The sequence below is a fragment of the Halomonas sp. A11-A genome (assembly GCF_003182195.1).
Classification (GTDB): domain Bacteria; phylum Pseudomonadota; class Gammaproteobacteria; order Pseudomonadales; family Halomonadaceae; genus Halomonas; species Halomonas alkalicola.
The window spans coordinates 44,310-64,642 of sequence record NZ_QGTM01000018.1 but is presented as its reverse complement, the minus strand read 5'-3'; the positions used below and the strand labels follow the sequence as shown (position 1 = coordinate 64,642).

Annotated in this window: 22 protein-coding genes and 1 rRNA gene; 11 read left to right on the top strand and 12 right to left on the bottom strand. The window is 68.8% G+C overall.

Annotated features, from left to right (window positions below):
* From rrf to DER72_RS11710, 4 genes are all read left to right on the top strand, one after another.
* Positions 1–93, top strand: a 5S ribosomal RNA gene (gene rrf / locus DER72_RS11725); the annotation flags it as partial.
* A gap of 191 nt (positions 94–284) precedes the next feature.
* On the top strand, positions 285–494 hold the full coding sequence (locus tag DER72_RS11720) for a hypothetical protein (protein ID WP_110070168.1): 210 nt from the start codon (positions 285–287) through the stop codon (positions 492–494).
* The gene (gene tnpB, locus DER72_RS11715) at positions 491–847 is read left to right on the top strand and encodes an IS66 family insertion sequence element accessory protein TnpB (protein WP_089660776.1); all 357 of its coding nucleotides are present in this window, start codon (positions 491–493) and stop codon (positions 845–847) included. The genes DER72_RS11720 and tnpB overlap by 4 nt, the downstream gene beginning before the upstream one ends.
* A gap of 42 nt (positions 848–889) precedes the next feature.
* The gene (locus DER72_RS11710) at positions 890–2,488 is read left to right on the top strand and encodes an IS66 family transposase (protein WP_258306285.1); all 1,599 of its coding nucleotides are present in this window, start codon (positions 890–892) and stop codon (positions 2,486–2,488) included.
* A gap of 182 nt (positions 2,489–2,670) precedes the next feature.
* Here DER72_RS11710 and hisC read toward each other — a convergent pair whose 3' ends face one another.
* From hisC to DER72_RS11685, 5 genes are all read right to left on the bottom strand, one after another.
* Positions 2,671–3,726, bottom strand: a complete 1,056-nt coding sequence (hisC, locus tag DER72_RS11705) for a histidinol-phosphate transaminase (protein WP_110070167.1) — start codon at positions 3,724–3,726, stop codon at positions 2,671–2,673.
* Positions 3,727–4,303: 577 nt separating this feature from the next.
* A complete protein-coding gene (locus tag DER72_RS11700) occupies positions 4,304–4,576 on the bottom strand; it encodes an oxidative damage protection protein (protein WP_089679600.1) in 273 nt (90 codons plus the stop codon).
* Positions 4,573–5,688, bottom strand: coding sequence for an A/G-specific adenine glycosylase (gene mutY / locus DER72_RS11695; RefSeq protein ID WP_110070166.1), 1,116 nt, complete (start codon positions 5,686–5,688; stop codon positions 4,573–4,575). Before mutY ends, DER72_RS11700 begins: the two co-directional genes overlap by 4 nt.
* A gap of 54 nt (positions 5,689–5,742) precedes the next feature.
* Positions 5,743–8,103 (bottom strand): AsmA family protein, encoded by a 2,361-nt coding sequence (locus tag DER72_RS11690; RefSeq protein ID WP_110070165.1) that lies wholly within the window; start codon positions 8,101–8,103, stop codon positions 5,743–5,745.
* On the bottom strand, positions 8,103–8,549 hold the full coding sequence (locus DER72_RS11685; RefSeq protein WP_110070164.1) for an acetyl-CoA sensor PanZ family protein: 447 nt from the start codon (positions 8,547–8,549) through the stop codon (positions 8,103–8,105). Before DER72_RS11685 ends, DER72_RS11690 begins: the two co-directional genes overlap by 1 nt.
* Positions 8,550–8,742: 193 nt before the next feature.
* Here DER72_RS11685 and hisB point away from each other — a divergent pair, with 193 nt between their 5' ends.
* From hisB to DER72_RS11660, 5 genes are all read left to right on the top strand, one after another.
* Positions 8,743–9,336, top strand: coding sequence for an imidazoleglycerol-phosphate dehydratase HisB (hisB, locus tag DER72_RS11680; protein WP_110070163.1), 594 nt, complete (start codon positions 8,743–8,745; stop codon positions 9,334–9,336).
* Positions 9,337–9,367: 31 nt separating this feature from the next.
* On the top strand, positions 9,368–10,009 hold the full coding sequence (hisH, locus tag DER72_RS11675; protein ID WP_110070162.1) for an imidazole glycerol phosphate synthase subunit HisH: 642 nt from the start codon (positions 9,368–9,370) through the stop codon (positions 10,007–10,009).
* Positions 10,010–10,134: 125 nt separating this feature from the next.
* Positions 10,135–10,884 carry a 1-(5-phosphoribosyl)-5-[(5-phosphoribosylamino)methylideneamino]imidazole-4-carboxamide isomerase gene (gene hisA / locus DER72_RS11670; RefSeq protein ID WP_110070161.1) on the top strand — a complete coding sequence of 250 codons (750 nt, stop codon included), beginning with the start codon at positions 10,135–10,137 and terminating at the stop codon, positions 10,882–10,884.
* 2 nt (positions 10,885–10,886) lie between these two features.
* Complete coding sequence (gene hisF, locus DER72_RS11665) at positions 10,887–11,660, top strand: imidazole glycerol phosphate synthase subunit HisF (protein WP_110070160.1); 774 nt, start codon at positions 10,887–10,889, stop codon at positions 11,658–11,660.
* Positions 11,661–11,680: 20 nt separating this feature from the next.
* Complete coding sequence (locus tag DER72_RS11660) at positions 11,681–12,208, top strand: hypothetical protein (RefSeq protein WP_110070159.1); 528 nt, start codon at positions 11,681–11,683, stop codon at positions 12,206–12,208.
* Between the two features lie 6 nt (positions 12,209–12,214).
* Here DER72_RS11660 and DER72_RS11655 read toward each other — a convergent pair whose 3' ends face one another.
* A complete protein-coding gene (locus tag DER72_RS11655; protein ID WP_110070158.1) occupies positions 12,215–12,808 on the bottom strand; it encodes a YjaG family protein in 594 nt (197 codons plus the stop codon).
* 25 nt (positions 12,809–12,833) lie between these two features.
* Complete coding sequence (locus DER72_RS11650; RefSeq protein WP_110070157.1) at positions 12,834–13,127, bottom strand: MGMT family protein; 294 nt, start codon at positions 13,125–13,127, stop codon at positions 12,834–12,836.
* Between the two features lie 50 nt (positions 13,128–13,177).
* Between DER72_RS11650 and DER72_RS11645 the strand changes: the two genes are divergently transcribed.
* Positions 13,178–13,873 carry a type 1 glutamine amidotransferase gene (locus tag DER72_RS11645; RefSeq protein ID WP_110070156.1) on the top strand — a complete coding sequence of 232 codons (696 nt, stop codon included), beginning with the start codon at positions 13,178–13,180 and terminating at the stop codon, positions 13,871–13,873.
* Positions 13,874–13,888: 15 nt separating this feature from the next.
* Here DER72_RS11645 and mnmH read toward each other — a convergent pair whose 3' ends face one another.
* The 3 genes from mnmH to DER72_RS16615 form a co-directional block, all read right to left on the bottom strand.
* On the bottom strand, positions 13,889–14,989 hold the full coding sequence (gene mnmH, locus DER72_RS11640) for a tRNA 2-selenouridine(34) synthase MnmH (protein WP_110070155.1): 1,101 nt from the start codon (positions 14,987–14,989) through the stop codon (positions 13,889–13,891).
* Positions 14,986–16,023 (bottom strand): selenide, water dikinase SelD, encoded by a 1,038-nt coding sequence (gene selD / locus DER72_RS11635; protein ID WP_110070154.1) that lies wholly within the window; start codon positions 16,021–16,023, stop codon positions 14,986–14,988. The genes mnmH and selD overlap by 4 nt, the downstream gene beginning before the upstream one ends.
* Positions 16,024–16,292: 269 nt before the next feature.
* A complete protein-coding gene (locus DER72_RS16615; RefSeq protein WP_219983274.1) occupies positions 16,293–16,577 on the bottom strand; it encodes a transposase in 285 nt (94 codons plus the stop codon).
* A gap of 94 nt (positions 16,578–16,671) precedes the next feature.
* Between DER72_RS16615 and DER72_RS11625 the strand changes: the two genes are divergently transcribed.
* Positions 16,672–17,337, top strand: a complete 666-nt coding sequence (locus DER72_RS11625; protein WP_110070153.1) for a fumarylacetoacetate hydrolase family protein — start codon at positions 16,672–16,674, stop codon at positions 17,335–17,337.
* Positions 17,338–17,435: 98 nt separating this feature from the next.
* Here DER72_RS11625 and speA read toward each other — a convergent pair whose 3' ends face one another.
* A complete protein-coding gene (speA, locus tag DER72_RS11620) occupies positions 17,436–19,346 on the bottom strand; it encodes a biosynthetic arginine decarboxylase (protein ID WP_110070152.1) in 1,911 nt (636 codons plus the stop codon).
* An 8-nt stretch (positions 19,347–19,354) separates the two neighbouring features.
* Positions 19,355–20,314: a homoserine kinase gene (locus DER72_RS11615; RefSeq protein WP_110070151.1), complete on the bottom strand. Its 960-nt coding sequence runs from the start codon at positions 20,312–20,314 to the stop codon at positions 19,355–19,357.
* Positions 20,315–20,333: the final 19 nt, after the last annotated feature.

The following is a 20,333-nucleotide window of genomic DNA, read 5'->3' as shown; positions in this document are numbered from 1 at the left end:
ACCACCTGAACCCATGCCGAACTCAGCAGTGAAACCGCTCAGCGCCGATGGTAGTGTGGGGTCTCCCCATGTGAGAGTAGGTCATCGTCAGGCACCTTTTCAGAAACCCCAGCCAATGGCTGGGGTTTCGTCGTTCTGGGGATCTCCCCCCTGGATCCCGCCTATCGGGAACAGGCGGAAACCGCGTCAGCGGGCCCGAAGGGCGTAAGCGGTCCACAAACCCCATCTTCTGCCGCTGAGTAGCGCCCGTCAGACTGGTGTCACCCGATTCCAAGGAGGACACCATGACCGACCTGACCTCGACACAGGCTTTCTGGCTGGGCCATCTATTCCATGCCTCCTCTCGGCAGATGGCGTTGAGCGTGTACGCCGAGGAGCAAGGGCTGGATCTGGCGTCACTGCTGGCGTGGGAGAAGCGTCTGATGGTGCAGGGTGTGCCCGTGCCACCTCGCCATCGGCCGCTGCGCTTCGTCGCTGTGGAGGTGGCCCGATGATCCGGCCGGATACCCGGCTGCGGGTCTACCTGTGCCGCGAGCCAGTCGACATGCGCAAGCAGATCGATGGACTGGCCCTGCTGGTTCAGGAGGCCATGGAGCTCAACCCCTTCGAGGAGGCGGTGTTCGTCTTCGGCAACCGCCAGCGCGACAAGGTGAAGCTGCTGTTCTGGGAACGTAACGGCTTCGTGGTCTGGTACAAGCGCCTGGAGCGGGAGCGTTTCAAGTGGCCGGACCGCCTGGAGGGCGACACCGTCACGCTCTCGGGCCAGGAGCTGAACTGGCTTCTGGATGGCTATGACCTCAGTGCCATGCGCCCCCATAAGGCCTTGGATTTTCAGTCGGTTGGCTGATTTTCTGCTGCTTTCAGCGGCGCCGCTTGGTAAAATGGTGGCATGATCTCACCGGCCTCGACACCTTCCGTCAGCATCTCCCAACTGCAGCGCCAAGTGCGCGCTCAGCAGGAGGAGATTGCGCGTCTTCATCGTCTGATGGAGAAGAAGGAGGCTCAGTGGGAAGCCGCCAAGCAGTCCCTTTTTGAGCAACTCAAGCTGGCCATTGAAGGCCGGTTCGGTCCCTCTACCGAGAAGTACCGCGTCGAACAGGGTGATCTGCTCATCAACGAGGCCGAGGTGGCGGTCGATGAGGAAGAGGCCGTCGAGACTGCCGATGAGTGGAACGCTGAAGAAGTCGCTGCTGAATCTCGCCAGCCGGCCAAGCGCCGCACTCGCGGCGGCCGCGTGGCGTTACCCCCCGAACTGCCCCGCGTCGAAGTGATCCATGAGCTCCCCGAGGATGCCCGTCATTGCCACCACGACGGCACCGAGCTCAAGGAGATCGGCAAAGAGATCAGTGAGGAGCTGCACGTCGTGCCGGCGCGGATCGAGGTGATCCGCCATGTGCGCATCAAGTACGGCTGCCCAGACTGCGAAGAGGGCGTGCAGATCGCCCCGGCACCGGCCAAGCTGCTGCCCAAGAGCAATGCCAGCCCGACCCTGCTCGCCTACGTGGCCACCGCCAAGTACCAGGATGCCTTGCCGCTCTATCGGCAGAGCCAGATCTTTGCCCGGCACGGCATCGAGATCCCGCGCAACACCCTGGCCCGCTGGATGGTGCAAGCCGGCGATCGGCTGATGCCGTTGGTCGAGGCCCTGCGACAGCACCTACTGCAGGCCCCGCTGATTCACATGGACGAGACCACGCTGCAGGTCAACGCCGAGGCCGACCGGCCGGCGAGCTCAACGTCCTATATGTGGCTGCAACGCGGGGGGCCACCGGGCCAACAGGTGGTGCTGTTCGACTATGACGCCAGCCGAGCCGGTCGGGTGCCCGTGCGCCTGCTGGGCAACTATGCCGGTCGGCTGGTCACCGATGGCTACGAAGGCTACGGCGAGGTGGTGCGAAAGAACGGCATCACCCATGCCGGCTGCTGGGCGCATGCGCGCCGCAAGTTCGTCGAGGCCCAGAAGGTCCAGCCCAAGGGCAAGACCGGCAAGGCCGACTGGGCGCTCAACCAGATCCGCAAACTCTACGCCGTGGAAAAGCAGGCCAAGGTGCTGGAGCCCGAGGCGCGTCAGGCATTGCGTGATCAGAAGAGCCGCCCACTGATCACCCAGCTGCGCACCTGGCTCGACAAGTCGCTGACGCAGGTGCTGCCGAAGAGCGCGCTGGGCCGAGCGCTGTACTACCTGGAGGGCCAGTGGCAGCGCCTGACCCGCTTCCTCGATGACGGGTTGATCCCGCTGGACAACAACCCGGCCGAGAACGCCATTCGCCCCTTCGTCGTCGGCCGCAAGAACTGGCTGTTCAGCCACACACCGAGCGGTGCCCAGGCCAGCGCGGCCATCTACAGCCTGATCGAGACGGCCAAGGCCAACGGCCTCTCACCCTACGCGTACCTGCAGTTCGTATTCGAGACCCTGCCAACTCTCGGCGAGGATGACGACCTCGACCCACTGCTCCCTTGGCGCTGGAAAGACACTCTACCGGTCTAACTCAGGCTGCAACAGGTGGGGTTGGTGGAGCGCTTACCGAAGGGCGAGACTCAGGGGGAGGCGAGTATCGGGAGGCCGAGCCCGGCCCCCGGAGCGCCGGCCGGAGCATCGTCAGGCACTGATAGAGAAAAGCCCCGATCATCGTAAGATGGTCGGGGCTTTTCGCGTTTGGACAGAGGCGATTAACCGCAGAGGGTCTCGAGGGTCTCCACCAGACTCTCCATCTCATCTTCGGTGCCGATGGTGATGCGCAGGTAGTCACGCAGCGCCTCGGTGTTGAAGTGGCGAACCAGGATGCCACGTTCGCGCAGGCCGGCGAACAGCTGGGCGGCATCATGCGCCGGGTGGGTCACCAGCACGAAGTTGGCCTGGGAGGGCAAGACCGTGAAACCGAGCCTCTCCATGCGGGTTCGGGTGCGCTCCCGGGTGGTGATCACCTTCTCTCGGCACGCCTCGAAGTGCTCGTGGTCCTCCAGGGCGGCGATGGCCACGGCGCTGGCCAGGCTGTCGATGGGGTAGGAGTTGAAGGAGTCCTTGACCCGGGTGAGTCCCTCGATCAGCTCCCGGGAGCCCACCGCATAGCCCAGGCGCAGGCCCGCCAGGCTGCGCGACTTGGAAAAGGTGCCGGTGACCAGCAGGTTCGGGTGCTCTGCGACCAGGGGGATGGCGCTCTCGCCCCCGAAATCCACGTAGGCCTCGTCCACCAGCACCACGCTGTCGGTGACTCGCCCGATCAGTTCGGCGATCGCTTCACGGCCGTGGCCATGACCGGTGGGGGCGTTGGGGTTGGCGAAGATGGCCCCGCCGCTGTCGCTGGAGAAGGCGGCGAGGTCCACCTCGTGGTCGGCGGTCAGCGGCAGGGCGCGTCGCTCCACGCCATACAGCCGGCAGTAGACCGGATAGAAGCTGTAGGTGGTCTCCGGCATCTCCAGCGGCTGCGGCTGGCAGAAGAAGGCCTGGAAGGCCAGCGCCAGCACCTCGTCGGAGCCGTTGCCCACGAAGACCTGATCGACCTCGACGCCGAACTCCCGGGCCAGCGCCTCGCGCAGGGCGCGGGACTCAGGGTCCGGATAAAGGCGCAGGTGGTCGGTAGGGTAGTCGCGAAGCACGGCGCCTACGCCTGGGGCCGGCGGATAGGGGTTCTCGTTGGTATTCAGCTTGATCAGGCGCTCGCGTGGCTGCTCACCGGGGATATAGGGCGTCAGCTCGCGCACCCTGGGACTCCAGAACTTGCTCATGGTCACTCGCTTGTTGGCAAGAGTAGGGGGCTCGGCTCATGGTGACCTGCCCGGGGCAGCCGTGCAAGCCGCCGCCGTCTAGGGTCTCCCCATTTTCCGGCGTGTCATCGGCATAGTCCTCCCGAGGAGGTGAACAAGTCTGGTATTCGTGCCTCGGTGCCTGGCGCTCTTCTCCAGAGGGGTAGAAAACACTTCGGCCTTGAGCAAACAGCCGTTGCCAGCCCCGCTGCAGGCTATAGAACGGGAATATCAGCCGGTGGTGTCGCTTCTGACGTTGCGCGTGTCAATGGCCAGCACCATGTCATCGGTGATGTAGGGCGTGATCCGCTGGAGCTGCAGTTGCTCCGCGGCCCAGGCAAGCTCGCTGCGCCGGGATAATCAGGCGAGCTTTCCATTTGGCGCGGTATTTGGCATCTTGAAGCATCGGGGTTTTCCTTGTGGTTCATGGTGTTAGGGGTAACAACATGATACCGACGGGAAAGCCCCGACCTCGTTGATAGCACTGAAATTTTCAGCGCTATTCAGGCAGTGACAGTACCACCTGTGGAAAAGTGGGGAGATGCTAGCTTTCGTTTCATCAGGATGAGGGCGGGACATAGCCCTCGGCCTGGTCGGTCTCGCGGTTGTCCAGGAAGCGCTCCATCTGCTCCATCAGGTACTCCCGGGAGGCCGGGTCGAGCATGTTGAGGTGCTTCTCGTTGATCAGCCGGGTCTGCAGTGCCTGCCACTCCTCCCAGGCCTGCTTCGAGACGCTGGCCTGGATCTCCTGCCCCTTCTTGCCGGGCAGCGGCGGGAACGGCAGGGCCTCGAGCTCCTGCTGGTACTTGCGACAGAATACGGTCTGGCTCATGGACTCTCCTTGGAAGTGCTCTCTTTGGGGCTCGGCGGCGCCTCGAGGGTGAAGGGGGCCAGGTTTGCCAGCAGTCGCTTCACCGGGGCCGCCAGGCCCAGGGCGTCGGGTCGTGCGGGATCGTACCAGCGGCGGCTCTCGCCGATCGAGTCGAGGCGCGGGATCCGCGCCGGGCGCGGGGTAATCTCCAGCCGGAAGTGGCTGAAGACATGGACGAAGGGGTCCCAGGCGGGTGCGAGTTCGCTGCCCGGGGCATGGGCGTCCAGCCAGGCCTCGAGGGCCGGGGCATCATCGAACTGCGGCAGGCTCCAGAGCCCGCCCCACAGGCCGCTGGAGGGGCGTTGCTCCAGCAGCACGCGCCCCGCGCCGTCGCGCAGCAGCAGCATCTGGGTGGCACGGGTAGGCAGCGCCTTCCGGGGCTTCGATTCCGGGAAGCGGCGCTCCTCGCCCCGGGCATGGGCCAGGCACACGTCGGCGAAGGGGCAGCGCCCGCATTCCGGCGTGCCGCGCCGGCACAGGGTGGCCCCCAGGTCCATCATCGCCTGGGTGTAGTCAGCCAGCCGCTCGTGGGGGGTGTAGTGCTCCGCCAGGGCCCACAGCCGGCGCTCCACTGCCGGGCGTCCGGGCCAGCCCCGCTCGGCATGCAGCCGGGTGAGGCTGCGCTTGACGTTGCCGTCGAGGATCACCGCGCGCTCCCCGCGGCTCTGAGCGACGATGGCCCCGGCGGTGGAGCGGCCGATGCCGGGCAGCGCCGCGAGCGCCTCCACCGCCTCCGGCAGCTCGCCGCCGTGTTCGTCAACGATCATCTGCGCCGCCTTGTGCAGGTTGCGCCCGCGGGCGTAGTAGCCGAGCCCGGTCCACAGGTGCAGCACCTCGTCCTGCTCCGCTCCTGCCAGGGCGGCGACGTCGGGAAACCGCGCCATAAAACGCTCGAAGTAGGGGATCACCGTGGTCACCTGGGTCTGCTGCAGCATGATCTCGGAGACCCACACCCGGTAGGGGGTGCGGTCACGCTGCCAGGGCAGGTCGTGGCGGCCATGGGCGTCGAACCAGGCCAGCAGTCGCCGCTGGAACTCTGCGGCGGACAGGACGGGTGAGGGCATCTCACTCATCGCGACTCCACAAAAAAGCGCCGACACGGATGTCGGCGCAGGGACTGACGTTGCTCAATTCAAGAGACCGCGCAGGGCATCGCGAAGTTCCCGGCCGCTGCCCTCGCCGAGCCGCTCGTCGAGGCGCTCCAGGGTGCTCTCCAGGCGTCGCTCTGCCTCCTCACCGACCCGACGACCCAGTTCGTCGCGCAGCGCCTCGCCGATGGCGGACTGGAAGGCCTCGCGGTCGAAGCGGCACCACTCGGCGCTATCCCCCGAGAGACTGCCCTCGCAGCGTACCGGGAAGGGCAGGCGCTCGAGGCGGGGATTGACCCGGCAGGCGGCATCGGCGGTATCCACCACCCGGGCCGCGCTACGCAGCTCGAAGCGCCGGCTGGTCAGGTCGAGCCAGCCCTCGCCGCCCATGTCGATGCCCGGTAGGGTAATGGTGAGGTCGTCGCTCTCCATCACCCCCTCGCGGAACACCAGGGTCGCCTCGGCGCGGTCGAAGCGGGTATCGGGGGGCCAGTCGCGCTGGGGCTGCTCGCCCTCCAGGGTCGCCACTGCGGTGCACAGCTCGCGGGAGACGTTGACCTCGAGGATGGCGCCGTCGTCGAGCCGCGTGACCAGGCGCCCGCCGAGGCCACGGCGCATTTCGGGCCAGGCGTTGCCACGGGTCGTCAATTCGCCCTCGACGAAGGCGCGACCGCGCAGCGGCGCCTTCTCCTCACCCTCGCCCAGCGCCTCCAGCAGGGCATCGACGCGCACCCGTTCCAGGCGGGGGGCCAGCCGCCAGGCGGCGGGCTCGCGGGTGAGGTCCAGCTCTCCCTGGGCGGCGAGGCTGCCCTCGTAGAAGGTGGCCTCCAGCGTTTCCAGGCGGTGGCGCCCGTCGCTGCCCGCCAGCGCCAGGGTGACATCGGTGGCATCCAGCCCGGCCAGCCGCAGGTGGTTCAGGCGCAGCTTGGCATCCAGCGACAGGGGGTGCAGCCATGCCAGGGGCAACGGTTGCGGCTCGCCCTGGGCGAAGGCCCGTGCCACGCCGGGGAGCGCCAGGCCGGCGCTCGCCTCGGCCTCGCCCTGGCCGGGCGGCAGGTAGGCATCCAGGTCGAGGCTGTCCCCCTGCAGCTCGGCCTCCAGGCGCTCGCCGCCGAGGCCGGCGTCGAGGCGGCCGATGAAGGTGCTGCCGTCCAGCAGCAGGGTCAGGCCGGTCAGCGCCACCCGGTCCAGGTCCCCCTCCAGGGAGCTGGTCAGGGCCACATCGGTAAGGGCCTCGGGATCCGTGGTGGCAGGCAGGCGATCGAAGCGCTCGAGCCAGGGGCGCAGGGAGAACGCGGCGAGGCGCAGCTGGCCCTCGTAGGCCGGCGCCTCCAGCAGGTGGTCGACATTGAGATGGCCGCTCAGGCTGAGGCCGTGCTCGCCGCTCAGCACCAGGTCACGCAGCCGGGCGGTCTCCTCGAGGAGGTCCGCCTCCAGCGCGAACGCCAGGGAAAGCGGCAGCGGCGAATCGCCAAGCGACGGATGGCTGAGCGTGGCGTCCAGGCTGCCCTCCTCCAGATGCAGGCGGCGCTCGACGGCGTCGAGGCGCAGCTCGCTGCCTTTCAGGACCAGCTTCTGCTCGCCCTCCACCGCGGCCAGGCGGCTGGTGGTCGTCAGCGAGAGGTTCTCCAACCGGTAGCGTCGCTCCGCCAGCCCCAGGGTCACGCGGCCCTCGAGAGAGACGTCGCTGGTCAGCCTGGGAGTGTTCTCCTGGGCCTCCGGGTCCAGGTCGTCGTGGCCGACCAGGCGGAAACTGGTGCGGATCGGGAAGGCGCTGCGCGGGTTGACGTTGCTGCCGGTGATGCCGAGCGATTCCAGGCGCAGCTCATGCCCGGCGCCCAGGTCGCGATAGCTCACCTCGCCGTCACGCACCTGCACGTTGGCGATGTTGAGCGCCACGGCCAGGCCGCCCTGACCATCCGGCACCGGGCCGGCGGAGGCGCCTGCCGGCGCCAGCACCTCTTCGGCGGCCTCGCTGCGCTCGGCGAGGCGCTCCATCAGCGCCTCCCAGTTGCCGCGCCCCGCCTCGTCCCGCTCGAGGTTGAGGCGCATGCCATCCAGGGTCATGCCGTCGATGGCGATCTCGCCGCGCAGCAGGGGGGTGAAGGCCAGGCTCACCTCGGCCCGCCGGAAGGCTACGAAGGAGGTCTCCTCGCTCACCGTCTGTTCGGGCAGCCAGGCCTCGGCCTTCTCGACGCCGACGCCGAGTCGCGGATAAAAGGACCAGGTCAGGGGGCCCTCCAGGGCCAGCTCCAGGCCGCTCTGCTCGCGCACCACCTCAATCAGCCGCGGCTTGAGGTCCTCGGGGTCGAAGAAGGTGGTCACATAGACCACCGCGGCCACGGCCAGGACGGCGAGAATCCCGATCGCGGCCAGCAGGGTACTCAGAAGGCGACGCATCACTGGCTCCTCTCGGGCATCAGCAGCTCATGGAAGCTCTCGTGCTGTTCGAGCCGGAAGCCCAGCCGCACCAGCAGCACCTGATCGCCCAGCCGAAGCTGCCCCAGCTCGGCGCGCAGGGCCCTCTCCTCGGCCTGGGCCGCCTGGCCCACCAGGGTCAGCAGCCGGGTGCCGACGCCGCGCCGGCGGGTCGGCTTGCGGATGCAGAAGTGCGACAGCCACCAGGCCTCGCCATCGTCGCGCTGGGCCACCGCACCGATCAGGCGATCGTTGAAGCGGGCGCAGAGGAAGCGATGGCCATCGGCCAGGTGATCGTGGATGAAGGCGTCCACCGGCGCGGGCAGCCGCTCGGACGGCGCATCGGCGTAGATACGGGCGAGGTCGAGCTGCGCCTGGGCATCCGCTTCCCAGGCGGCGCGGTCGACGGGATGGAGTGTCACCGGCATTGATGGGTCTCCCTGGGCCGGGGCGGCGAGGGTCGCCGCCGCGCAGTGGGGTGCATTGTAGCGGATGGGGTCGCCGATTCTCTATAATGGCAGCTTTCCGGCCGCGGGCGAGGCCCGCCGTCCACTCGTTCTTTCGGGTCACTGCACGCCGGTGGCCCCATTCGACATGCGCCCAGGCGCTGGAGAGGCTTCGATGTCCGAGCGTATCGCCACGGTCAGCCGTGACACCCAGGAAACCCGGATCACCGTGACCGTCAACCTGGACGGCACCGGCAAGCTGGCCTGCGAGACCGGCGTGCCCTTCCTCGACCACATGCTCGACCAGGTGGCACGCCACGGCCAGATCGATCTCGAGATCAAGGCCGAAGGCGATCTTCACATCGACGACCACCACACCGTCGAGGACCTGGGCATCACCCTGGGCCAGGCCTTCGCCAAGGCCGTGGGCGACAAGCGTGGCATCCGCCGCTACGGCCACGCCTACGTGCCGCTGGACGAGGCGCTCTCGCGGGTGGTGGTGGACTTCTCCGGCCGCCCTGGGCTCTTCATGGACGTGGAGTTCACCCGTGCCACCATCGGCCGCCTGGATACCCAGCTCTTCTGGGAGTTCTTCCAGGGCTTCGTCAACCACGGCATGGTGACCCTGCACATCGACAACCTGAAGGGCTTCAATGCCCACCATCAGGCAGAGACCATCTTCAAGGCCTTCGGCCGCGCGCTGCGCATGGCGCTGGAGCCCGACGAGCGCATGGCCGGCCAGATGCCATCTACCAAGGGCTGCCTGTGAGGCCGCCGCACGACCACACGAGGAGCGCCCCATGACCATTGCCGTCATCGACTACGGAATGGGCAACCTGCATTCCGTCGCCAAGGCACTGGAGCACGTCACCCACGAGAATGTGGTGGTCACCCGCGACCCCCGCCGCATCCTGGGCGCCACCCGCCTGGTGCTGCCCGGCCAGGGCGCGATTCGCGACTGCATGGGCGAGCTGGAGAAGACCGAGCTGCGCGGCCTGGTGGAAGAGCTGCTGGCCAGCCAGGAGAAGCCGCTGCTGGGCATCTGCGTGGGCCAGCAGATGCTGCTGGACCACAGCGAGGAGAACGGCGGCATCGGCTGCCTGGGCTTTCTCGGCGGTGAGGTGAAACGCTTCCCCGGCGACATGCACGACGACCGCGGTCAGCGCCTCAAGGTCCCCCACATGGGCTGGAACCTGGTGCACCAGCAGCGCGAACACCCGCTGTGGGCCGGCATCGACCAGGACGAGCACTTCTACTTCGTGCACAGCTACTACGTGGAAGCCGCCGACGAGGCCACGGTCTTCGGCACCACCGACTACGGCCGCATCCAAGCCCACGTGGCCATCGGCCGCGACGCCACCTTCGCCGTGCAGTTCCACCCGGAGAAGAGCTCCCGGGCCGGCCTCAAGCTGCTCGAGAATTTTGTCACCTGGGCGCCCTGAGCCGCGCCCGGGTCGCCCGGGCCCCTGAGGTTCGCACAGACCCAGGCGCTGGCGCCGCACCGGGCGGCCGCGCCGCCCCACGACTTTCAACCGGGGCCCGCAGAGGCACCCAAGAGGAGCTGGACATGCTGGTGATTCCCGCCATCGATCTCAAGGACGGCCAGTGCGTGCGCCTGAAGCAGGGCCGCATGGACGACGCCACCACCTACGGCGACGACCCGGTGGCCATGGCCGAGCGCTGGGTGAAGGCCGGCGCCCGCCGTCTCCACCTGGTGGACCTCAACGGCGCCTTCGAGGGCAAGCCGGTCAACGGTGAAGCCGTGACCGCCATCGCCCGGCGCTGGCCCGAGCTTCCGATCCAGATCGGCGGCGGCATCCGCTCCGCCGAGACCATCGAGCACTACCTGGCCGCCGGCGTCAGCTACGTGATCATCGGCACCAAGGCGGTCAAGGAGCCGGACTTCGTCGGCGAGATGTGCCGCGCCTTCCCGGGCCACGTGATCGTCGGCCTGGACGCCCGCGACGGCTTCGTGGCCACCGACGGCTGGGCCGAGGTCTCCCAGGTGAAGGCGGTGGATCTCGCCAAGCGCTTCGCCGACGACGGCGTCTCCAGCATCGTCTACACCGATATCGCCCGGGACGGCATGATGAACGGCGTCAACGTGGAGGCTACCGCGGCGCTTGCCCGGGACGGCGGCCTGCCGGTGATCGCCTCCGGCGGGGTGACCAACCTCGACGACCTGCGCGCCCTGGTGGCCGCCGGCGAGCCGGGCATCCTCGGCGCCATTACCGGTCGCGCCATCTACGAAGGCAGCCTGGATGTCGCCGAAGGGCAGCGGCTGTGCGACCAGCTCACCGGCCAGGGGGGGAGCTGACCATGGGACTCGCCAAGCGCATCATCCCCTGCCTCGACGTCGACGCCGGCCGCGTGGTCAAGGGCGTCAACTTCATCGGTATCCGCGACGCCGGCGACCCGGTGGAGATCGCCCAGCGCTACAACCAGCAGGGCGCCGACGAGATCACCTGCCTCGACATCACGGCGAGCCACGAGGATCGCGGCACCACGGTGGAGATGGTCGAGCGCATCGCCGGCGAGGTGTTCATCCCCCTCACCGTGGGCGGCGGCATCCGCACCTGCGATGACATCCGCACCATGCTCAACGCCGGCGCCGATAAGGTCTCCATCAACACCGCCGCGGTGACCAACCCCGAGTTCGTGCGCGAGGCCGCCGAGCGCTTCGGCAGCCAGTGCATCGTGGTGGCCATCGACGCCAAGCGGGTCTCCGCCGAGGGCGAGGCGCCGCGCTGGGAGATCTTCACCCACGGCGGGCGCCGCCCCACCGGGCTTGACGCCGTTGAGTGGGCGAAGAAGATGGTGGAGTACGGTGCCGGCGAGCTGCTGCTCACCAGCATGGACCGCGACGGCACCAAGGTCGGCTTCGACCTGGGGGTGACCCGCGCCATCGCCGACGCGGTGAGCGTGCCGGTGATCGCCTCCGGCGGGGTCGGCAACCTCGACCACCTGGTGGAGGGCGTGCTGGAAGGCGGCGCCGATGCGGTGCTGGCCGCCAGCATCTTCCACTTCGGCGAGTACACCATCCCCGAGGCCAAGCGCTATATGGCCGAGCGCGGCATCGAGATGCGCCTCTGAGCGCCTCGGGAGACGACCGGATGCCGCTACGCAACGCCCTGGCCGCCCTGCTGCTCGGTCTCCTGCTGCCGGCCCTCCCCGCCCTGGCGGAGGAGCCGGCAGAGGGCTGGCGCGAGCGAATCGACTGGCCGCCGGTGATGGAGCTCGACAGCGTGCTGGTGCAGACCAGCCTCTATACCGACCACTTCAGCCCTGACCCGGAGCACACCAACAACCAGCGGCTGATCGGGGTGGAACTCCACAACCCCGAGCTCTGGTTCGCCGGCTTCGCGCGCTTCAAGAACTCCTTCAACCAGGACTCCCACTACCTCTACGTGGGCCGCGAGCTGCCGATGTGGGAGTCCGGCGATACTCGCATTCGCGCCAAGCTCTCCGCCGGGGCCTTGCACGGCTACCGCGGCGAGTATCGCGACAAGATCCCCTTCAACCGCTACGAGATCGCCCCGGCCATCCTGCCCACCCTGGGCGTCAGCTGGAAGCGTCTGGAGACGGACCTGATCCTCTTCGGCGCCGCCGGCCTGATGGTGACCGCCGGCTGGCGTTTCTAAGCAACGCTACTCGGCGGAAAGCCCCAGGTTGCTGACCCCCTCGTTGCGCCCCAGGCGGCGCAGCGCCTTCAGCTCGTCGCGCCCCAGCGGGCCCTCGACGGCCTCGAGCACCGCGTCCTGGAAGTCATTCTCGTCGGCCATCAGCGGGTGGTCGCGCACCAGGGCGGCCAGCCGCTCGCCGTCCTCCTCGCCCTCGGTCAGCTCGATAAAGGCCCTGACACCTCCCCGGGACGCGCGGCTCACCTCCAGCACCGCCTCGGGGGCCTCACCCTGCAGGGTATCCAGCAGCGCCGAGAGGGCCGCGACCGCCTCGGAGGCGCGGCGCGCGCCGAAGCTGTCGTCGTCCGGCGGGGGCGCCTGCTCGGCCAGCTTCTCCGCCTGCAGGGCGAAATCGATCTTCGCGCCCTTCACCGAGAGCCGCTCCCACACCAGGTCGAGGATGGCCCGCAGCGCCTGGGGGTTGCCGTGACCGACGCCCTGGGCGTCGAGCGCCTGGCAGTAGAACCCGTAGTTGGGCAGCAGGCGCTCGCACAGCGCCGCCATGAAGGCCTGCTGGGAGCGGGGTTCGAGCTCCTGCAGGCGCTGAAAGAAACCGCTCATGGACTCTCCTTAACATCTCAATGTCTCATGGCCAGAGGCGCTCGGCCGGGGCACGGCCCCGGCCATCCAGCACCACGCCCTCCGCGGCGAGCCGCTCGCGCTGCTCCGCCGCACCGGGATGGTCGGCCAGCTTGCGCGAGGCGGTGATCACCCGGTACCAGGGCAGGCCGTGATCCTCGGGCAGCTCGCGCAGGGCGCGGGCCACCAGCCGGGGCGTCGCCCCCTCGGTCATCGCGGCGATGCGCCCATAGGTGGTCACCCGCCCGGCCGGGATGGCCGCCAGCACCGTCAGTATCTGTTCACGCAACGCCGGCTTCATGTACCCTTGCGCCCCCTGTCAGGTCGTTACGCATCGATGGCGAGGTTCCCATGCACCTTCACCTGCTCCAGCACAGCCCCCACCAGGGGCCGGCGCGCCTGGCCGACTGGCTCTCCAGCATGGGCCACAGCCATACGGTGTTCCATCTGGACGCCGGCGAGACGCCGCCGCGCCTCGCCGACTGCGATGCCCTGGTGGTGCTCGACGGCCCCGTCGGCCCGCTGGACAAGGGCAGCCAGCCCTGGCTCAAGGGCGAGCGTCGGCTGATCGAGCGCGCCCTGGACAGCCACAAGCCGCTGCTCGGCATCGGCTACGGCGCGCGCCTGATCGCCGAGGCGCTGGGCGCCGTGGCGGCCCGCGGCACCTTTGCCGAGACCGGCTGGCACCGGGTCACCCTGGCGCCGGAGAGCCCGCTGGACCTGCCCGAGCAGTTCGACGCCTTCATGTGGCACCGCGAGGTGTTCGCGCTGCCAGAGGACGCCGTGGCGCTGGGCGGCAGCGAGGCGAGCCCGCTGCAGGGCTTCAGCTGGGACGCCGGCCGGGTGGTGGGCCTGCTCTGCCACCTGGAAGTGACGCCGGAGAGCGTGGCGGCGCTGCTCGAACGGAGCCCGCTCCCCGACGGCACCACCCGGAGCCCCCACGCCCAGCCCGCGGAGGCGATGCTCGCCGACCCCCAGCGCTTCGTGCGGCTGGCCCCGCTGCTCGACCGCCTGCTCAGCCAGTGGCTGCGCCCGCGGGCGGCCTGAGCGCCTGCAAATCGCCTAGGGAGCGGCCTGGGCGGCGCTCCACTCCCGGGCCGCGGCCAGGCAGCTCTCCCAGTCACCCACATGGAGGAAGCGCTGCTCGGGGTGCTTCTCCAGCTGGTAGCGGTACATGGGGTCGTAGTACTCGGTGAGCAGCGGGGCCAGCCAGGCCTCGTGGGCCTGGCGATTACCTCGCGCGTGCTCGCGGAAGGCCAGCTGCTGGAGCCGCTGCAGCCGATCGAGCCGGGCGCGCCCCAGCCGCTTGCGCAGCCTGGCCAGCGAACCCGACAGCTGCTTGCGCATCAGCGCCCAGCCCAGCCACTCGCCGCACTGCTGCCGGTAGACCTCCCAGAGGTCGTCGATGTAGTCCTTGTGGATCTGCGCCAGGCGCCAGTCCAGCGGCATCTCCACGCGCAGGCGTGGCGCCTGCTCCATGGCCCGCCAGAAGGTGAGCGGCAGGTTGGCGGTGCCGATATGACGCGACTCGTCCTCCACCACGACGGGGCCGGGCAGGGCCAGCAGGCGCCGGCCCATGGCGTGCTCGAAGTCGATCTGGCTGGGGGCCGGCAGCGGGTGGCGCCCGAAGGCCGAGCCCTTGTGACGGGCGCAGCCCTCCAGATCCAGGCCGTTGTCGAGGGCCTGGATCAGCGCGGTCTTGGCACAGCCGGTCAGCCCGCCCACCACCAGCAGCGGCCGCTCGGCGGCGGCATCGATGCGCGCACAGAGCGCCTGGCGCATCGCCTTCCAGCCGCCGCGGATGCGTGGGCGGGTGATGCCCGCCTCGCTGATCCACTGCTGGGCGATCTGCGAGCGAAGCCCACCGCGGAAGCAGTAGACGATGGCGTCGGGGTGAGCCTCCAGGGCCTGTATCCAGGCCCTGACGCGGGCCGCCTTGATGCCGCCGCTGACCAGCCGCTGGCCGAGCTCGATGGCCGCCTGCTGGCCACGCTGCTTGTACTCGATGCCGACCAGGCGGCGCTCCTCGTCATCCATCAGCGGGAGGTTGATGGCCCCGGGCAGCGCGCCCTGGGCGAACTCCACCGGGGCACGCACGTCGATCAGCACACGCCCCTCGCTCAGCAGAGCGAGATCCGGTTCGACCAGCGGCAGTTCGCTCACCCCTTTACCTCGATCAGCGCGGGGCCTTCGGCCCTGACCACCTCGCCGAAGGGGGTGAGCACGATGCCGTGCTCGCGGCCGATGCGCTCCACGTCGTCCTCCCAGGCGGGGTCCACCGAAAGCAGCAGGCCGCCGGAGGTCTGGGGGTCGCACAGCCACTGCCAGTGCGCCTCGTCCATCTCCGGCAGGCTCTCTCCCAGGGCCTGGCGGTTGCGCAGGGTGCCGCCGGGCACCGCGCCCTGGCGGCGGTAGGCCTCCGCCTCGGCGAGTCGCGGCAATCGGCGGAAGTCGACCCGCGCCGCCACGCCGCTGGCCGCGCACACCTCGGCCAAGTGGCCGGCCAGGCCGAAGCCGGTGACGTCGGTCATGGCGTTGACCCCCTTCACCTTCGCCAGGGCCACGCCGATGCGGTTGGACCTGAGCATGGTCTTCCGGGCCAGCCCCTGGTGGCCGGCCTCCAGCAGCCCCTTCTTCTCGGCGGTGGTGAGCATGCCCACCCCCAGCGGCTTGGTCAGGAACAGCAGGTCGCCGGGCTTCGCCCCCTTGTTGAGCTTGAGGTGCTCGAGCTCCACCAGGCCGTTGACCGCGAGGCCGAAGATCGGCTCCGGGGCATCGATGGAGTGGCCGCCGGCCAGGGCCAGGCCCAGCTCCCGGCATACGGCCTGGGCACCGGCGAGCACGTCGCCCGCCACCTCGGCGGGCAGCTTGTCCAGCGGCCAGCCGAGGATGCCCAGGGCCAGCACCGGGGTGCCCCCCATGGCGAAGACATCGCTGATGGCGTTGGTGGCAGCGATACGGCCGAAGTCGAAGGGGTCATCGACGATGGGCATGAAGAAATCGGTGGTGGCGATCATGCCGCGGCCATCGCCCAGGTCATAGACGGCGGCATCCTCGCGCCCCTGGTTGCCGACGATCAGCTGCGAATGGGTGGCGCCCGGACCGGCCTTGGCCAGGATGCCGTCGAGCACGTCGGGGGCGATCTTGCAGCCACAGCCGGCGCCGTGGCTGTACTGGGTCAGGCGGATGGCACTCATCGAAGTCTCCTCGGTGTCTGATGCAGGCATTCTACCTCAAGGCGGCAGGCCCCGAGGACGGTGGTGTAGCCCGGCTCGCCCCCTCATCGCCGGTAGGCCTAGCTCGGATGTTGCATCGGGTTGGTCAGCAGCACCTAGATGCCAGGTTGGGTGGCGATGATGCCACCCAGAGCTGGAAGTTGGCTATATATTGATCAATTTCCTGCGCTTAGGGTGCACTTTCCCCTACCCCCATCTGTTTTCTGTGCCGGGGACAGCACGCCGCGGCGCTACCCAGGCACCAGTTTGCCAGCCAGCCTCAGGTAGAGGTTCTCCATCTCGTCCCGGGCACAGTAGCGATTGTCATAGAGCCACTCGGCGCTGCAGCCGCGCCGGCCGCGGGTCAAGCCCATCTCACGATCGAGCTGACGCAGCAGGAGGATGCCGGCGTCGACAGTGACATCACCACCATCGAAGTGGGCGACGATCTGACGGCCTTTGCAGTGTGGAAAGGTGGCGGGGCATGCTGGGGCCCCGGGTACAGCGATGTCGAGCCGGTGGTGGCGGCATGCCATGGGGCCGCGGTAGTGGTACGCGGCGCCTGGTGCGGTAGACTGTGTGGCTTGTCGCCGAGATGCGGCACGCATAATGAGAAGGAGAAGACCCGCCATGCGCTTTGTTCCACGTTTCACCGATGGCCAGGAGTTTCCCCACGCGCTCGGCAAGATCGTCTGCGTCGGCCGCAACTACGCCGATCATGCCCGGGAGCTCGACAATCCGGTGCCCAGCGAGCCGCTGCTGTTCATCAAGCCGGCGACCTGTGCCGTGCCGCTGGAAGAGCCCATCGAGGCGCCCTTCTCCCGGGGCGAGGTGCACTACGAGACCGAGCTGGCGCTGCTGGTCGGCGAGGAGCTCTCCCACGCCACCGCCGATGAGGCCGAGCGCGCCATCGTCGGGATCGGCCTTGGGCTGGACCTGACCCTGCGCGACCTGCAGACCCGCCTCAAGGAGAAGGGGCATCCCTGGGAGGTCTCCAAGGCCTTCGATGGGGCCTGCCCGCTCTCCACCTTCCTGCCGCTCTCTCAGGTGCCCAACTGGAGTGCGCTGACCTTCACCCTCGAGATCGACGGTGAGCTGCGCCAGCGCGGGGAGGGGGCCGACATGCTATTCCCGGTCGCCACCCTGGTGGCGGAGATGAGCCGCCACTTCACCCTGCTGCCGGGCGATGTGGTGCTCACCGGCACCCCGGTGGGGGTGGGCCTGCTGCCCCGCGGTGCCGAGCTGCATTTCACCCTGACCGGCGGCCTGGAGTTCACCACCCGGGTGGTCGAGTGAGTTAGCCTCGCCCGATAGCGCAAGGCAGTCGTGCAATAAGGAAGACGCCCCGCGGCCTGGCCGCGGGGCGTCGTCGTCTGGCAGTGCAGAAGGGCGCGCTATTCGAGGTAGGTATAGCCCGCCAGGCCCTCGGAGAGGTCGTCGAGGAAGCGCTGCTGCTCGGCCTCCTCGAGGCCGCTGGCCGCGAGCTGGTCGGCCAGGTGGCGGCGCAGCACTTCGGCATCGAAGTTGACGTAGCTCAGCACGTCGGCGACCCGGTCGCCCTGCTGGATATGGCTCAGGGTCCAGCTGCCGTCCTCGGCCAGGGTCGCATCCACCGAGTCGGTGTCGCCGAACAGGTTGTGCAGGTCGCCGAGGATCTCCTGATAGGCGCCCACCAGGAAGAAGCCCAGCAGCTGCTCCTCGCCCTCCTGCCACTCGGGCAGCGGCAGGGTAGTTTCCACGCCCTGGCCATCCACGTAGCCGTCGATGCGACCGTCGGAGTCGCAGGTGATGTCCTGGATCACCCCGCGGCGCACCGGCTCCTGGTCGAGGCCGGTCAGCGGTAGCACCGGGAAGATCTGCTGGATGCCCCAGACGTCGGGCACCGACTGGAACAGCGAGAAGTTGACGAACAGCTTGTCGGCGAGCTTCTCGGCCAGCTCGTCGGCGATCTCGCGGTGGGCGCGGTTGCGGGTGTCGAGACGGGCGCGCAGCCGCGCGCAGGCGGCGAAGTAGACCGCCTCGCCCTCGGCGCGGGCGTTGATGTCGGTCATGCCGATCACGAAGCGCTCGTGCAGCTCGCCCATGGCCTGGACCAGGTCGTGCCAGGCTTCCACCAGGCCGCGTGGCTCGATGTGGGCGTGCAGCAGGTCATGCACTCGCCACAGCTCGTCGACCTGGGGGTCTCCCTCGACGCGGCGTTCGGGGGCCAGCTCGCTGACCCGCTCCTCGCCGATCACGTTGGTGATCAGCACCGCATGGTGGGCGGTCAGGGCGCGGCCGGATTCGCTGATCAGGTGCGGCTCGGGCAGCCCCTGCTCCTGACAGGCCTGGCGGAAGGCGTAGACCACGTTGCGGGCGTACTCGAGCATCGAGTAGTTGGCGGAGCAGAAGCTGCGCGAGCGGGTGCCCTCGTAGTCAACGCCGAGGCCCCCGCCCACGTCCACGGTATCCACCGGGGCGCCCAGCTCCACCAGACTCTGGTAGAAGCGGGCGCACTCGCGCAGCCCGCCCTGGATGTCGCGGATATTGGCGATCTGGGAGCCTAGGTGGAAGTGCACCAGCTGCAGGCTGGCCAGGGCGTCGGCCTCGCGCAGCTGCCCCACCACGGCCAGGATCTGGCTGGCGGTGAGGCCGAATTTGGATTTCTCGCCGCCGGTGTTCTGCCAGCGTCCGCGGCCCACGGTGGCCAGGCGCGCGCGCAGGCCGATGCGTGGCTTGACCCCGAGCTCGGCGGCCTCCTCGAGGATCAGCGGCAGCTCGGAGAGCTTCTCCACCACCAGGTAGACGCGGTGGCCGAGCTTCTCGCCCATCAGCGCCAGGCGAATGTACTCGCGGTCCTTGTAGCCGTTGCAGACGATCAGCGAGGGGCCGTCGCCGGAGAGCGCCAGCACGGCGAGCAGCTCGGGCTTGCTGCCGGCCTCGAGGCCCACCCGGTCGCGACCGCGCTCGGGGGTGGCGAGGATCTCCTCCACCACGCGGCGCTGCTGGTTGACCTTGATCGGGTAGACGGCGGTATAGCCGCCGCCGAACTCCTCCTCGGCCATGGCGGTGTCGAAGGCGGCACACAGCTGCTCGACGCGGTCGTGGAGGATATCGATGAAGCGCACCAGCACCGGCAGGCGCAGGCCGGCGGCCTTGAGTTCGGCCACCAGGTCGTCCAGCGGCAGGGCCGGGCCCTCGATCTCGCTGCCCAGGGGGCGTACCAGGGCGTGCCCGGAGTCGTCCACGTCATAGTAGCCGCTGCCCCACTGGTCGATGTTCCAGACGCGCCGCGCGCGCTTCGCCGGGCTGCCGGCACTGGCCATGGAGAGACTCATGCATTCACCTCCGGGAGAGGAAGGGCGCCATGCGCCAGGCGCGCCTTGAGGATGGTGCGGAACTGTTCGGGATCGTGGGGGGTGAGGTCATGGGCCGGCGGATCCACGTAGACCACCAGCAGCCGAGAGAGCCAGTAGCGCAGTGCGGTCATGCGCAGCATCATCGGCCACGCCTCGCGCTCGGCCGCGGTGAGCGGGCGGCGCGCCTGATAGGCGCCGAGAATGGCGTCATGGCGCTCGACGTTGAGGCGGCCGTCGACCTCGGTGGCCCAGTCGTTGATGACGATGGCCAGGTCGAACAGCAGGTCGCCGGTGCAGCCGTTGTAGAAGTCGATGATGCCGCCCAGGCGGTTACCCTCGTAGAGGGTGTTGTCGCGGAAGAGGTCGCCGTGCAGGGCCCCCTGGGGCAGCTCGGGGCCGTTGCCGAAGGCCTCCTGGTAGATCTCCACCTCATCCTTCATCAGGGCCTGATCCTCCGGCGAGAGGTAGACCAGCACCTTGTGGTGCATGGGCAGCAGCCAGTGGAGATCCCGCGGGTTGGGGCGGTGGCCGGGGAAATGCTGCGACACCCTGTGCAGATGGCCCAGGGCATCGCCCAGGGCCGCACACTGCGCCAGGTTGGGCGCCTTGGGATGCCGGCCGGGCAGGCGCGGGAAGAGCAGCGCCGGCTTGCCGGCGAGGCGGTGCAGTGCCACGCCCTCGCGGTCGTGGAGCGGTCCCGGCACCGGCAGACGGTGTTCGTCCAGGTAGTCGAGCAGGTCGACGAAGAACGGCAGCTCTCCGAATTCGCCCTGCTCGAATAGGGTCAGCACCAGCGCCCTCCGGTCGGTGGTGACGAAGAAGGTGCTGTTCTCGGTGCCGGCGGGGACGCCTTCCAGGGAGACCAGCGAGCCGGCATCGAAGCGTGCCAGAAAGTCCGCGACCTGGGTCTCGGTAAGCGGTGTGAATACGGCCATGTGTCTCTCACCCGGGAAT